At 72.5% G+C, this 13950-nt stretch carries 9 protein-coding genes; 3 read left to right on the top strand and 6 right to left on the bottom strand.

All coding sequences use genetic code 11. The annotated features are described in order from the left end of the window. Window positions 1-51 precede the first annotated feature (51 nt). The gene (locus ABZ642_RS37295) at window positions 52-2478 is read left to right on the top strand and encodes a Tex family protein (protein WP_360492918.1); all 2427 of its coding nucleotides are present in this window, start codon (window positions 52-54) and stop codon (window positions 2476-2478) included. Window positions 2479-2598: 120 nt separating this feature from the next. Here ABZ642_RS37295 and ABZ642_RS37290 read toward each other — a convergent pair whose 3' ends face one another. The 4 genes from ABZ642_RS37290 to ABZ642_RS37275 form a co-directional block, all read right to left on the bottom strand. Further along, window positions 2599-5199, bottom strand: a complete 2601-nt coding sequence (locus ABZ642_RS37290) for a lysylphosphatidylglycerol synthase transmembrane domain-containing protein (RefSeq protein WP_360492915.1) — start codon at window positions 5197-5199, stop codon at window positions 2599-2601. 67 nt (window positions 5200-5266) lie between these two features. Then, window positions 5267-5743 (bottom strand): DUF1003 domain-containing protein, encoded by a 477-nt coding sequence (locus tag ABZ642_RS37285; protein WP_360492912.1) that lies wholly within the window; start codon window positions 5741-5743, stop codon window positions 5267-5269. 188 nt (window positions 5744-5931) lie between these two features. Next, complete coding sequence (locus ABZ642_RS37280) at window positions 5932-7572, bottom strand: ABC-F family ATP-binding cassette domain-containing protein (protein ID WP_360492909.1); 1641 nt, start codon at window positions 7570-7572, stop codon at window positions 5932-5934. Window positions 7573-7629: 57 nt separating this feature from the next. Continuing rightward, window positions 7630-8652, bottom strand: a complete 1023-nt coding sequence (locus tag ABZ642_RS37275) for an oxidoreductase (RefSeq protein ID WP_360492907.1) — start codon at window positions 8650-8652, stop codon at window positions 7630-7632. Between the two features lie 65 nt (window positions 8653-8717). On the opposite strand from ABZ642_RS37275, the gene ABZ642_RS37270 reads away from it, so the two are divergent. After that, window positions 8718-9725 carry an FAD-dependent oxidoreductase gene (locus tag ABZ642_RS37270; protein WP_360492903.1) on the top strand — a complete coding sequence of 336 codons (1008 nt, stop codon included), beginning with the start codon at window positions 8718-8720 and terminating at the stop codon, window positions 9723-9725. 4 nt (window positions 9726-9729) lie between these two features. Here the strand turns inward: ABZ642_RS37270 and ABZ642_RS37265 are convergent, their stop codons facing one another. Then, entirely contained in the window at window positions 9730-11685 is a 1956-nt protein-coding gene (locus tag ABZ642_RS37265; RefSeq protein WP_360492900.1) for a Xaa-Pro dipeptidyl-peptidase, read from the bottom strand. A gap of 220 nt (window positions 11686-11905) precedes the next feature. Here ABZ642_RS37265 and ABZ642_RS37260 point away from each other — a divergent pair, with 220 nt between their 5' ends. Beyond that, window positions 11906-13375: a M1 family metallopeptidase gene (locus ABZ642_RS37260; RefSeq protein ID WP_360492897.1), complete on the top strand. Its 1470-nt coding sequence runs from the start codon at window positions 11906-11908 to the stop codon at window positions 13373-13375. Window positions 13376-13445: 70 nt separating this feature from the next. Here the strand turns inward: ABZ642_RS37260 and ABZ642_RS37255 are convergent, their stop codons facing one another. Then, entirely contained in the window at window positions 13446-13937 is a 492-nt protein-coding gene (locus ABZ642_RS37255; RefSeq protein WP_360492894.1) for a macro domain-containing protein, read from the bottom strand. Window positions 13938-13950 lie beyond the last annotated feature (13 nt).

The following is a 13950-nucleotide window of genomic DNA, read 5'->3' as shown; positions in this document are numbered from 1 at the left end:
TCACCTGCCACAATTGCCGCGCAACCTCAGTGGAGAAGGCGGTACGGGATCGTGACGACACCCGGGTCCCTGGTTCCAGGGTCCATCGAAGGCAGGATCGCCGAGGAGCTCGGCGTACGGGAGCGGCAGGTCAAGGCTGCCGTGGAGCTGCTCGACGGCGGTTCGACGGTGCCCTTCATCGCCCGCTACCGCAAGGAAGCGACCGAGATGCTCGACGACGCGCAGCTGCGCACGCTCGAGGAGCGGCTGCGCTACCTGCGGGAGCTGGAGGAGCGCCGGACGGCGATCCTGGAGTCGGTGCGCGAGCAGGGCAAGCTCACCGAGGAGCTGGAGGCGCAGATCCGGAGCGCCGAGACCAAGGCGCGGCTGGAGGACATCTACCTGCCGTACAAGCCGAAGCGGCGGACCAAGGCGCAGATCGCGCGGGAGGCCGGCCTGGAGCCGCTGGCCGAGGGGCTGCTGGGCGACCCGACGGTGGAACCGCTGGCCGCGGCCGCCACGTTCGTGGACGCCGACAAGGGCGTCGCCGATCCGCAGGCGGCCCTGGAGGGCGCCCGCGCGATCCTCACCGAGCGGTTCTCGGAGGACGCCGACCTCATCGGTGAGCTGCGCGAGCGCATGTGGGTGCGCGGCCGGCTCGCCGCGAAGGTGCGGGACGGCAAGGAGGAGTCGGGCGCGAAGTTCGCCGACTACTTCGACTTCGCCGAGCCCTTCACCGAGCTGCCCTCGCACCGCATCCTGGCGATGCTGCGCGGTGAGAAGGAGGAGGTCCTCGATCTCGTCCTGGAGCCGGAGGAGCCGACCGAGGGGCCGTCGGGGTACGAGGGCATCGTCGCCCACCGGTTCGGGATCGCCGACCGGGGCCGGTCGGCCGACAAGTGGCTGACCGACACGGTCCGCTGGGCCTGGCGCACCCGCCTGCTGGTCCACCTCGGCATCGATCTGCGGCTGCGGCTGCGTACGGCCGCCGAGGACGAGGCGGTCGACGTCTTCGCGGCGAACCTGCGCGACCTGCTGCTCGCCGCCCCGGCCGGCACCCGGGCGACGCTGGGCCTCGACCCCGGTTTCCGTACCGGTGTGAAGGTCGCCGTAGTCGACGCGACCGGCAAGGTCGTCGCCACCGACGTCATCTACCCGCACGTCCCGGCCAACAAGTGGGACGAGGCGATCGCCAAGCTCGCCCGTCTCGCCACCCAGCACACGGTCGAGCTGATCGCGATCGGCAACGGCACGGCGTCCCGCGAGACCGACAAGCTCGCCGGTGAACTCATCACCAAGCACCCGGAGTTGAAGCTCACCAAGGTGATGGTGTCGGAGGCGGGCGCGTCCGTGTACTCGGCGTCCGCGTTCGCCTCCCAGGAGCTGCCCGAGATGGACGTGTCGCTGCGCGGCGCCGTCTCCATCGCCCGCCGGCTCCAGGACCCGCTCGCCGAGCTGGTGAAGATCGACCCGAAGTCGATCGGCGTCGGCCAGTACCAGCACGACCTCTCCGAGGTGAAGCTGTCGCGCTCGCTGGACGCGGTGGTCGAGGACTGTGTGAACGGCGTGGGCGTCGACGTGAACACGGCGTCGGCCCCGCTCCTGTCCCGGGTCTCCGGCATCACCTCCGGGCTCGCCGAGAACATCGTGGCCCACCGGGACACCAACGGCCCGTTCACCTCCCGCGGCCAGCTGAAGAACGTGGCACGGCTCGGTCCGAAGGCGTACGAGCAGTGCGCGGGCTTCCTGCGCATCCGCGGCGGTGACGACCCGCTGGACGCGTCGAGCGTCCACCCCGAGGCCTACCCCGTGGTACGGCGGCTGGTGAAGGAGTCGCGCCAGGAGGTGGCCGCGCTCATCGGCAACACGGGCGTACTGCGCTCGCTGAGGCCGGGCGACTTCGTGGACGAGAAGTTCGGTCTGCCGACCGTCACCGACATCCTCAAGGAGCTGGAGAAGCCGGGGCGCGACCCACGTCCGGCCTTCAAGACGGCCACGTTCAAGGAGGGCGTCGAGAAGATCTCCGACCTGTCCTCCGGAATGGTCCTGGAGGGGGTCGTCACGAACGTGGCGGCGTTCGGCGCGTTCATCGACGTCGGCGTCCACCAGGACGGTCTGGCGCATGTCTCCGCGCTGTCGAAGACCTTCGTCAAGGACCCGCGGGACGTGGTGAAGCCGGGCGACATCGTCAAGGTGAAGGTCCTCGACGTGGACGTCCCGCGCAAGCGGATCTCGCTGACGCTGCGGCTGGACGACGAGGCGGCGCCGCAGGGCGGCGGCGGCCGGCAGGGCGAGGGCGGCGAGCGGCGCCAGCGCGGCGGGCGTCCGCCGCAGCAGCGGCAGCAGGGCGGCGCACGCGGCGGCCAGGGGCAGGGCGGCGGGCGCGGCGGCCAGGGCCAGGGCGGCGGTGCGCGGCAGGCGCCGGCGCCGGCCAACAGTGCGATGGCCGACGCGTTGCGCCGGGCGGGTCTGCTGGACCCGAAGAAGGGCAAGCGGTGACGGCCGCTTCGGGAGCCGTGAGGTTGTGAGGTGGTGGGGAACTGCGGGTCCGTTGTGGCTGGTCGCGCAGTTCCCCGCGCCCCCAAGGGGCGCGTTTCCTCTCCTCGTCACACGTAGCCGTCACACGTAGCCGCGTCGCTGGACGAAGCCGAGGGCCAGGGCGCCCAGTGGGACGTTGAGCCAGAACGTGAGCAGCCGGTAGACCAGGACCGCCGAGGTGGCCGGGCCGGCCGGCACGCCCAGCGCGGTCAGGCCCGCGATGAGGCCCGCCTCGAGCGCGCCGAGCCCGCCGGGGACCGGGGCCGCGTTGGCGAGCAGGCGGGCCGCCATGTAGGCGGCGCCGAGCTGGACGAAGGGGAGGTCACCGCCGAGCGCGTGCAGGCTGAGGGCGAGTCCGGCGACCTGGACGAGGGGCAGGCCGAGCATGCCGACGACGCCGAGGGCGAGTTTCGCGGGGTCGGCGGCGATCCCGGTCAGGGTCGATCCGGCCGCGCGCAGGAACGGCCACACCTTCTCGCGCAGGAAGCGGCGGCCCGGCGGGGTGAGGCCGACCAGCCCTCCGGCGGCCAGCACCACGGCGATCACGGGCAGCGCGTAGCTGCCGGCGGGCAGGTCCAGGTGCACCCCGCCGTGGCGCTGTCCGGCGGCGGCGAAGAACACGGTGGCCACCACGACGTTGGAGACCGCGCCGGCCAGGCTCTGCAGGCCGACGGAGGCCGTCGCCGCACCGGTCTCGATCCCCGTCTTCTGCAGGTAGCGCAGGTTCAGCGCCATGCCGCCGACATTGCCGGGGGTGATCCGGTTCAGGAAGGAACTGGCGAACTGCACCTGGTAGGTGGCCCGGAACGGCAGCCGCCCCGGAATGGTGCCCAGTTGCAGACAGGTCGAGAACGCCTGGGAGACGAAGGTGACGGGGACGACCGCGAGCAGCCACCACCAGTTCGCGTCGCCCAGCGCGCGGAGCGCGGCCGGGGCGTTGGCCAGTTGCGGCAGCACGAGATGGAGCACCAGGAACGCGCCGGCCAGGCCCAGGACGCTCTGCCAGGTGAACCGGGCGAGCCGGGCCGGCTTGGCGGCCGGGGCGTCGCATGCCGTGCGCACCTCGGCGGCGAGGTCGTGCATCAGGTTCGGCCGTCCGCCGGGGCGCAGTGTGCGGCGCCGGGTGCCCGTGGCGGCCTCCCGGGCGCGCGCCTGGTCGTAGCGGGCCACCTCGCGGCGCGCGGGACCGATCAGGGCGAGCGGTTGCAGATACGGCAGCGCGCTCGCCAGCCGTTCCGGGCCGAGGCCGGCCAGGGCACACGCCGTGGCCCGGACCGGTCCGACGCGGACGGCGGTGGTGGCGAGCAGTTCCGCGAGATCGCCGCCCAGTACCTCGGGCGGAGCGTTCAGCTGCGCCCGGGCGAACGCGGTGAGCCGGGCTCTGCCGTCCGGTTCGACGAGGATGTGCTCGGGGCGCAACGCCCGGTGCGCCAGCCGGTGTTCCTGGATGCGGGCCACGGCCGCCCACACCTCGCCGAGCAGCGTGTCGGTCAGTTCCCCGGCGGGGAGCGCGGACAGCGGGCGGGCGTCCCGCCCGACCGTCACCACGACCGCCCCGCCGCCGGTCACCGGGTAGGCGATGACCGGTTCGGCGACCCGGGCGCCGGTACGGGCGGCGAAGACCAGCATGAGCAGTTCGTGTTCGGCGGCGCCGAGCGGCGTCTGCTCGCCGGGGTCGGCCGGGTGCCGCAGCAGGGCGCGCCGGGCGAGCCGGTGGAACAGGTCGCGGCCCCGGTCCTCGGCGGCGAGGGTGCGTACGGTCAGCCGCGCGCCTTCGACGGTCTCCGCGCCGTAGAGGAGGCCCGCACCGGGGAGTTGACGGTCCGCCGGGAGTTCGTGGAGGGCCGCCAGGGGGATCCCGCAGGCGATCAGGGCGTCGGCGACGGCCTGGGCCGGCGGCCGGTCGGGCGGGCCGCCGGCCAGGAGCAGCACGGCCGAGCCCGCGGTGCCGCCGACGGCGAGCGCTCCGAGCGCGTCCAGCGGGACGAGCGAGGCGGCCAGCATTCCGAGCGCGGCGCACCCGACGGTCAGGCCCCACAGTGCCCGCCGCCACGGCCGTGTCAGCCAGGGGCCCGCGGCGACGACCGCCGACGCGCAGGCCGCCAGGTACACGGCTGAAGGCCAGCCCGCGTGCACCAGTCCGCCGCGGCCGACGAGCACCTCGGGCCAGGACTCGGGTCTGCTCTCGGCCGGCGCGAGACGGGTGAGTGTCCAGCCGACGGTCGCGCCCAGGGCCGCGGCGGGCAGCACCCTCGACACCGCGTCCGGGCGCCGCCGTACGACGAGGACGACCAGGGCGGCCGGCGGCGCGAGCATGGCGATCGCCTGCAGCGTCCCGATCAGTCCGTCGCGCAGTTCCGGGGGCAGCGCGGTGGCCGCGGAGAGCAGGCCCTGCTGTGCCCCGCGGGCGAAGTCGCGGGTGGCGACCGCCAGCAGCACCGTCACGACGAGGGCGGCCAGGGACACCAGCAGCCGCAGCAGGTCGGCGGCGCGGCGCGCGTCGTGCGGCGGCCGGGCGTCGACGACGGGGGCCGCCGCGCCGTCCCCGGCCGCGCCCACCAGGTCCGAGGACAGCAGCATGCGGCCCCGGTCGGTCATGTCCCGCCGCCGGCGGGGGTGCGAGGACGGCCCATGCGCGTACTCCTTCAGGCACAGGTCCGGCTCGCCCGGACGTCCGCCCATGGTTCCATGCGGCACAGGTCCCGCGCCTCGGTCGGATGACTGTACGCAGGCACAGTCATCCGACCGATCAGGTCGCCTCGGGCGGCCCGGCGGTGCCGTTCATCCGGGCGCGGTTCTCCGCGAGCAGTTCCTGGACGCGCCGTTCGACCTCCACGGGGTCGACGCCGAGCGCGCGGCCCATGTGGATGGACCACACCTCCGAGCGGACGTTGGTCTCGAAGTCCAGGTCGGCGCGGACGTTCTCGCGGGCGGCCTGGCGGTTCTGGCTCACCATCACGAAGGTGGAGAGGAAGATCGCCTCCAGGCTGACGATCATGGTGAGCAGTCCGAAGGGGAACGGGTCCCAGATCGCGTCGTCGCCGAACACGCCCTCGTTGCACACGATCCAGACCGCGAACCAGAGCGCGTGCAGATAGACGAACGTCATGGTTCCGGCGAAGGCGGTGATGGCGTCCGCGATCCGGTCCTGCGTCCCGCGCATCCGCGCGACGACGTCCTGTTCGTGCACGATGCGGACGGGCGGCCGTTTCGGCGATGTGGTCATGGGCTCTCCCTGCCTGATGATCCGCGTCGGATCGCAGCGTACGGGGGGTGGGCCCTGGCGCCGTAGGGGGGTGCCGAGTGGGTTGTTCAGCGGCTGCGGGTGTGTGGGGGTTGCTCGCGCTCACGCGGCGGAGCCGCATATCGACACAGCCCCGCGCCCCTGACGGGGCGCTTGCGGACCGGAAGTTGTCAGCGTTCCGTCACCTTGCCCGCCGAGACCTCCAGGCGGCGGGTCACGTGGACCGCGTCCAGCATGCGGCGGTCGTGGGTGACCAGGAGGAGGGTGCCCTCGTAGGTGTCGAGGGCCGACTCCAGTTGTTCGATGGCGGGCAGGTCGAGGTGGTTCGTCGGCTCGTCCAGGACGAGGAGGTTGACGCCCCGGCCCTGGAGCAGCGCCAGCGCCGCACGGGTCCGCTCCCCCGGTGACAAGGTGGCCGCGGAGCGCAGGACATGGTGCTGTTTGAGGCCGAACTTGGCCAGCAGGGTGCGGACTTCGGCTGGCGCGGTGTCCGGGACGGCCGCGCAGAAGGCGTCCAGCAGTGCCTCGGTGCCGTAGAAGAGGCCGCGTGCCTGGTCGACCTCGCCGACCACGACTCCGGAGCCGAGCGCGGCGTGCCCCGCGTCCAGCGGCACCCGGCCCAGCAGGGCGGCGAGCAGCGTCGACTTGCCGGCTCCGTTGGCTCCGGTCACCGCGACCCGGTCGGCCCAGTCGATCTGGAGGGACACCGGTCCGAAGGTGAAGTCGCCGCGCCGTACTTCCGCGTCCCGCAGGGTGGCGACCACGGCGCCGGAGCGCGGTGCCGCCGCGATCTCCATGCGCAGCTCCCACTCCTTGCGCGGCTCCTCGACCACATCCAGGCGTTCGATCATGCGCTGGGTCTGGCGGGCCTTGGCGGCCTGCTTCTCACTGGCCTCGCTGCGGAACTTGCGGCCGATCTTGTCGTTGTCGTTGGACGCCTTGCGCCGGGCGTTCTTGACACCCTTGTCCATCCAGGAGCGCTGCATCTGCGCGCGGTCCTGGAGCGCGGCCTTCTTGTCGGCGTACTCCTCGTAGTCGTCGCGGGCGTGCCGGCGGGCCACCTCGCGTTCCTCCAGGTAGGCGTCGTAGCCGCCGCCGAAGAGGTTGATCCGCCCCTGGGCGAGGTCGAGTTCGAGGACCTTGGTGACGGTGCGGGTGAGGAACTCGCGGTCGTGGCTGACGACGACCGTGCCGGCCCGCAGGCCGGTCACGAAGCGTTCGAGCCGTTCCAGACCGTCCAGGTCGAGGTCGTTGGTCGGCTCGTCGAGCAGGAAGACGTCGTACCGGGAGAGGAGCAGGGAGGCGAGACCCGCACGGGCCGCCTGGCCGCCGGAGAGGGAGGTCATCGGCTGATCGAGGTCGACGGCCAGGCCCAGGGAGTCGGCGACCTCCTCGGCCCGCTCCTCCAGGTCCGCGCCGCCGAGGCCGAGCCAGCGCTCCAGGGAGGTGGCGTACGCGTCGTCGGCCCCTGGTGCCCCGTCGACCAGGGCCTGGGTGGCCTCGTCCATCACCCGCTGTGCCTCGGCGACGCCGGTGCGGCGGGCGAGGAACGCGCGTACGGTCTCCCCCGGCCGGCGCTCCGGCTCCTGGGGCAGGTGGCCGACGACCGCGGTCGGCGGGGAGAGCCGCAGCTCGCCCTGCTCGGGGGTGGTGAGCCCGGCGAACAGCCGGAGCAGGGTGGACTTGCCCGCGCCGTTGGCACCGACCAGACCGATCACGTCCCCGGGCGCGACGACGAGGTCGAGCCCGGAGAAGAGGGTGTGGTCGCCGTGCCCGGCGGCGAGGTTCTTGGCGACGAGGGTGGCAGTCATCAGAACGCCGATCCTAATGCGCCGGGGAGCACACCTTCAGCCCCGTTTCTGCGCCGGTCAGCGCGTCGCCGCCGCCACCAGGACGCTCCCGGAGGTCCGGGCCACGACATAGGACCCGTTCTTGGCCGCCTTGCCGTCGAGGGGGATGCGGTGGCTGCCGGGTTCCAGGACGCCGTCGAAGAGGTCCTGGACGCGCGGCCGGGAGAGCCGGTCCAGGCGGTACGCCGTGAGCCGGACCCGGCAGGGCGAGGTGACCTCGATGCCGGCCGTGCCGTCGGCGGCCACCAGGTGGGTCAGCCGGCGCTGTGGGAGCGGGCTGCGGTCGAGGGCGTACTCGATCTGGGCGACCAGGAGGGGCACGATCGGGGCGAGCCCGTCGACGTGGGCGACCTCCACTCCGGCCCGGTCGAAAGCCTTGCGTACGGCGGCCCGCTCGGTCTCGCCGACCGTGGGGCCGAAGGCCACGGCGCCGTAGCCGCGGAGTTCCTCGGCGGGGACGCCCTCGGCGTCGCGGGTGATGTCGGCGCCGATGCCGATCGTGCGCAGGGCGGCGGCCAGCTTGGCGAGGAGGGCGACGCGGGCGCCGATCAGCAGGACCCGGCGGCCCGGCGGGGGGCCGGAGTCCTCGAGAAGGGCGCCGAGGGCCTCGCGGTACTCGGGCCCGGGGAAGCGGAACGGGCCGATGCCGTGGTAGCCGTTGAGCTCCAGGTCGGCGTGTTCGTCGGTCTGCCAGGCGAAGTCCCGCCAGACGTAGTCGTCGCCGTCCCGCTCGATGACCGCGGTGACCGCGCCGCAGGCCAGGTCCTCGCACTCCGGACAGCCGTAGATGACGTACCGCTCGCCGGGCAGCGGTGCGTCGGACTCCAGTAACAGGCTGCGGACCTGGGCGGTGAAGATCGCGGGCGGGATGTCGGAGGCGAGCGGGGAGACGGCGTCCAGGTCGGAGAGCTGGAACAGCAGCGGGGACCCGTCGACGACGAAGTCCACGAAGTCCCGGTGGACCTGGTAGCCGCCGTCGGCGCGGACGCCGCCGGCGCGCATCGCCGGGGCCAGGCCGAAGGTCGCGTATGCGGCACACATGCTGTGAGTATCCCCAGAGTGGGACGATCTGAGCGCGGCATGACATATTCCGCTAGCGTCCGGGCATGGACCGTGAGCTGGGTGACGAAGTGATCGTGGTCGGCGGCGGGGTCGTCGGGCTGACCACGGCGGTGGTGCTGGCCGAGAGCGGGCGCCGGGTGCGGGTCTGGGCGCGGGAGAGCGGCGAGCGTACGACCTCGGCGGTCGCGGGTGCGCTGTGGTGGCCGTACCGTATCGAGCCGGAGCGGCTGGTCGGCGACTGGGCCCTCGAATCCCTCGCCGTGTACACGGAGTTGGCGGCGCGGCCGGAGGAGACGGGCGTACGCCTGGTCGAGGGCGTACACGACGGGCTGCGGCTGGACGAGCTGGGCCCGTGGGCGGCCCGGGTGCCCGGGCTGGCCGACACCGCCGAAGGCCTCTCGGCGCGGCTGCCGCTGATCGACATGCCGGTCCATCTCGGGTGGCTGCGGGAGCGGTTGGGCAAGGCGGGCGGGACGGTCGAGGAGCGGGGGGTGCGCGGGCTGGGCGAGGTGCCGGCGGCGGTCGTGGTGAACTGCTCCGGGCTCGGGGCTCGTTCACTCGTTCCCGATCCGGCCGTGCGTCCGGTGCGCGGGCAGCTGGTCGTGGTGGAGAACCCGGGGATCAGCACCTGGTACACCTCCGCCGACAAGGCCATGGAGGGGCCTGGAGGAGGGGCCGAAGGGGGTTCCGAGGGAGGTTCCGAGGGGGGTTCCGAGGGGGGCGTTTCCGCCTACTTCTTCCCGCAGCCCGGCGGGCTGCTGCTCGGGGGCACCGCGGAGGAGGACGCCTGGTCCCTGGAGCCGGATCCGGACACCGCGGCCGCGATCGTGGCGCGGTGTGCGGCGGTACGGCCGGAGATCGCCGGGGCCCGGGTGCTGGGGCACCGGGTGGGACTGCGGCCGTACCGGGACGCGGTCCGGCTGGAACGTGAACTCCTGCCGGACGGGCGGGTGCTGGTGCACAACTACGGGCACGGCGGGGCCGGGGTCACGGTGGCCTGGGGCTGTGCCCGTGAGGCGGCCGGGCTGGTGGAGCCGGGCCCGGCCGCCTGATCGGTCAGCTCGCGGGGACGCGCTGCACGGTACGCGGGACACGCACGCCGGTCAGGGCGCCCGCCTCGGGGGCGGTCCAGCGCGCGGCGGTCGCGCGGGCGAACGCGGCCGCTCCCCCGACGAGCGGGACCTTGGCCGAGGTGCGGGACAGGTCCACGGTGAGCGTCGGGGTGCTGGACGGCGGATCGATGAGGTCCTTGTCCGTGCCCGCGACGATCAGCGCCAGCCGGTGCCCCTTGGGTACGACGTGGTCGGTGGCCGCCAGGTCGAGGGTGATCGTGTACTTCTTGCCCGGGGTGAGCGGGACGCCCTTGCCGGGGTCGGCGTAGGTGCCGAGGTCGGCCCAGCCGCGGCTGAAGACCGTGTAGTCGACGGCCTTGGTCCGGGCCGCGGTCTTCAGGAAGCAGGCGCTGTCGCCTGCCGTGCTCTCGCCCCAGCAGGTGCGGTCGCCGAGGGTGGTGATGCCCTCGGCGGCGTCGGCGTAGTCCCGGATGGTGTCCGGGCCGAGGTCGACCAGGACGGCGGTCAGGTGGGCCGTCGAGGTGGTCGGGGCGGCGGTGACCGTGACCTTGGAGGAGCCGGACAGCCGCAGGTCGTGGGTGAGCGGCGCGGTGAGGAAGCCGGCCTTGTCGGAGGTCGGGGTGGCGATCTGCGCGGCCCAGTCGGTCTCGCTCTGCCGCGGGTCGTCCGTGAACGTCTCGGTGCCGGATTTCCGGCTCAGGCCGAGGGTGCCCACACCTGCCTGGGTACCGCCGGCCGGGCGCAGGGTGGTGGCCTCGGTGCCGCGCGGCGGCCAGACGGCGGAGGTCACCCACTGGTCGGGGTGGCGTTCGACGTCCGCCATCGGCTCGCGGTCGATGCCGTTGTCGTAGCCGAGGAGTTCATGGTCGAACCAGCGGTGCAGGGTGTCCACCCAGGCGCCGCGGCGGTAGTCGAACGGGTCGACGTGCCCGGTCTGGGAGAGCCAGATCTTGCGCTCGACACCGTTCTTGGCGAGCGCGTCCCACCACTGGCCGAAGTTCTTGGTGCGGACGTTGAGGTCCTGCATGCCGTGCACGAGGAACACGCTGGCGCGCACCTTGGAGGCGTCCTTGACGTAGTCCCGCTCGGTCCACAGACCGGTCCAGTCACCGGTGCGCGGCGCGCCGTCGACGAGTTTCTGCTGTACGGCACCGCACCTGGCATAGGCGGCGTCGCTCTCCACCGCGCCGGCCAGCCAGTCGGGTCCGGAGTCGTAGAGCGGGGCGCCCTGGGCGAAGTAGTAGTCGTACCAGGAGGAGATGGAGCTGATCGGGACGATCGTCCTGAGGCCCTTGACGCCGGTGGCGGCGACGCCGTTGGCGATGGTGCCGTCCCAGCTCTTGCCGATCATGCCCGTCCTGCCGTTGGTCCAGCCGGCCTTGACGGCGGTGGTGCCGGTGCGGCTGCTGTAGGCCTTGGCGCGGCCGTTCAGCCAGTCGACGACGGCCTTCGCGGACTGGATGTCCGAGCGGCCGCCGACGTCGACACACCCGTCGGAGCGGTTGGTGCCGGCCAGGTCGACGCCGACGACGGCGTAGCCGCGAGGCACGAAGAAGTTGTCGTAGAACAGCGGCATCTGGACGACGTTCCCGGCGGCGTCGTACGTCTTGAGCTGGCTCTCGTTGCCGCGTCCGCAGCAGGAGTAGTACGGGCTGGCGTCCATGATGACCGGCACCTTGCGGCCCTGCGCGGCGGGTTCGGCGGGCCGGACGATGTCGGCGGCGACCCGGTCGGTCTTCCCGTCGCCGTCGGAGTCGAGCCCGGTGTCCACCCAGACGGCCTCGCGGATGGCGTGGGCGTAGGAGTAGACCGGTTGACTCTCGCGCGGGGCCGTACCGGCCGCCTGGGCCGCGACCGGGCTGAGGAAGGCGGCCGTCAGGGCTGCGACGGCCGCGACGACGAACGGTCTCCAGATCGTGAAGCGCGTGCGTTTCGGCATGCGGCGGACGCTACCCCGGTCAACTCCTGCGCAGAAGAGGGCACCTGAGGGACCGACAGAACAAATTGCGGCCGAATGGCGATCGTGTGACAGCGGGGGCCGTGGACAGGCCAGGGGTCACAGGGACTGAATAGGCTCCGAACAGTTTCGTGCTCCATCGACTTGGCGTTCCCGCCCGGGCGTGGCGGGCGCCTCGGCCCCCTACCGACCTGGAGTTCTCGTGCACCGCAGAATCCTCGCGCCGGGCGTACTCGCGGCGGCCTCCCTGCTGCTGGCGATCCCGGCATCGGCCGCGAGCCACAGCCCCGGCGCGCCGGGCATCGGCGACCCCTACTACCCGTACTACGGCAACGGCGGTTACGACGTCTCCCACTACGATCTGCGTCTGCAGTACCAGCCGGCCACCGACGAGCTGGCCGGTACGGCGACGATCCTGGCGCGGACCACGCAGGACCTGTCCAGCTTCGATCTGGACTTCCTCCTCGACGTGAGCGAGGTGCGGGTCAACGGCGCGAAGGCGGACTTCGCCACGTCCGGCCAGCACGAGCTGGTCGTCACCCCGAAGTCGCCGCTGGCGAAGGGCACGCAGGTCACCGTCGTCGTCCGCTACAGCGGGGTGCCGTCGACGAAGAGCGCGTACGGCTTCAGCACCTGGCACCGCACGCCCGACGGGGCGGTCGCGGCGGACGAGCCCGAGTCCGCCTGGTGGTGGTACCCGAGCAACGACCACCCGCTGGACAAGGCGACCTACGACGTCTCGGTCGCCGTGCCCGACGGCACCCAGGTCATCTCCAACGGCCTGCTCCAGTCGACGAGTTCACAGCGCGGCTGGACCCGCTACAACTGGCGGCAGAACAAGCCGCAGGCGACCTACCTGACCACGCTGGCCGTCGGGAGGTTCGACATCACGACGAGCACCTCCGAGGCCGGCGTGCCGGTCGTCAACGCCTACAGCAAGGACCTCGGCGACAACGACGGGGCGGCGCGGGCGAGCGTGGAGCGCACCGGGGAACTCGTCGACTGGCTCTCCGGCTACTTCGGGCCGTACCCCTTCAGCTCGGCCGGGGGGTACGTGCCGAACACGACGACCGGGTACGCGCTGGAGACGCAGACCCGCGTGTACTACAGCCCCAAGCAGTTCGCGAACGGCTCCAACACCTCCGTGGTGGTGCACGAGCTGGCGCACCAGTGGTACGGCGACGACGTCTCCCTCAAGGGCTGGAAGGACATCTGGCTCAACGAGGGCTTCGCCCGCTACGCGCAGTGGCTGTGGTCCGAGCACGAGGGCGAGGGCACGACGCAGGAACTCGCCGACTACGTGTACGCCTCGCATCCGGCCGACGACGCGTTCTGGACGGTAAAGCCGGGGGATCCCGGCCCCGACGACCAGTTCGACATCGCCGTCTACGACCGGGGGGCGCTGGCCGTGCAGGCGCTGCGGAACGCGGTCGGTGACGACGCGTTCTTCGCGATCCTGAAGGGGTGGCCGAAGGAGCACGCGTACGGCAACGCCTCGGTGGCCGACTTCCGGGAGTACGCCGAGAAGGTGTCCGGGAAGTCGCTGTCGGCGTTGTTCGACGCGTGGCTGTTCGAGCCGACGAAGCCGGCGGGGCCCGCGGCGAAGGCCGTGGGGGCCGTTGCCCAGCCGAAGTCGTGGAAGAAGATCGAGGCTACGAACGACGTGCACTAGGCGGTTGACGGGTGCGGTGGGGTGGGGGGCTGCGGGGCCGTCGTGGCTGGTCGCGCAGCTCCCCGCGCCCCTAGAAGGGCGCTTCCTCGCCGTAGGAGTACACGGTGACCGGGATGTGGCGGGCCACCAGGCGTTCCGCTATCAGCGGCTCGACGCGGGGCCACTTGCCGCCTGCCAGGCCGCAGCCTATGCGGGGCATGTGGACGGAGGCGCTGCGTTCGATCGCCTCGTCGGCCAGCTTGGTCAGGGCCCTGTCGATCGCCTCGTAGCGGACCGGGACGCCCTTGCTGCCGGTTCTGGTGCCGTGCTGTCCGATCATGTTGGCCACCCACAGGTACCGGTCGACCTGGATCAGCTGGACCGCGCCCAGGCCGAAGTCGTTCTTCGCCCGGTCGCGGTGCCAGGCGCGGTACGCCTTCTCCGGCTCCGGCCAGCGGCGGGAGAGCGCCAGGACGAAGCCCTTCCCCCAACCCCCCAGGTCGTTGCAGACATGGGCGATCACCTTGGCGCCCTTGCCCGACGGCGCGGTGGCGTCACCCCGGATGTAAGTGATCTCCGACATGACGCCACCGTAG

The sequence above is a fragment of the Streptomyces sp. NPDC007157 genome, assembly GCF_040634235.1.
Taxonomy (GTDB): Bacteria; Actinomycetota; Actinomycetes; order Streptomycetales; family Streptomycetaceae; genus Streptomyces.
The sequence above is the reverse complement of the archived record's forward strand: the minus strand, read 5'-3'. Positions and strand labels throughout refer to the sequence as shown.

Excerpts from the sequence above, each read along its gene's own strand:
- ABZ642_RS37290 (WP_360492915.1), bottom strand. The coding sequence starts at position 5,199 with ATGGGCGGACGTCCGGGCGAGCCGGACCTGTGCCTGAAGGAGTACGCG.
- ABZ642_RS37285 (WP_360492912.1), bottom strand. The coding sequence starts at position 5,743 with ATGACCACATCGCCGAAACGGCCGCCCGTCCGCATCGTGCACGAACAG.
- ABZ642_RS37280 (WP_360492909.1), bottom strand. The coding sequence starts at position 7,572 with ATGACTGCCACCCTCGTCGCCAAGAACCTCGCCGCCGGGCACGGCGAC.
- ABZ642_RS37275 (WP_360492907.1), bottom strand. The coding sequence starts at position 8,652 with ATGTGTGCCGCATACGCGACCTTCGGCCTGGCCCCGGCGATGCGCGCC.
- ABZ642_RS37270 (WP_360492903.1), top strand. The coding sequence starts at position 8,718 with ATGGACCGTGAGCTGGGTGACGAAGTGATCGTGGTCGGCGGCGGGGTC.
- ABZ642_RS37265 (WP_360492900.1), bottom strand. The coding sequence starts at position 11,685 with ATGCCGAAACGCACGCGCTTCACGATCTGGAGACCGTTCGTCGTCGCG.
- ABZ642_RS37255 (WP_360492894.1), bottom strand. The coding sequence starts at position 13,937 with ATGTCGGAGATCACTTACATCCGGGGTGACGCCACCGCGCCGTCGGGC.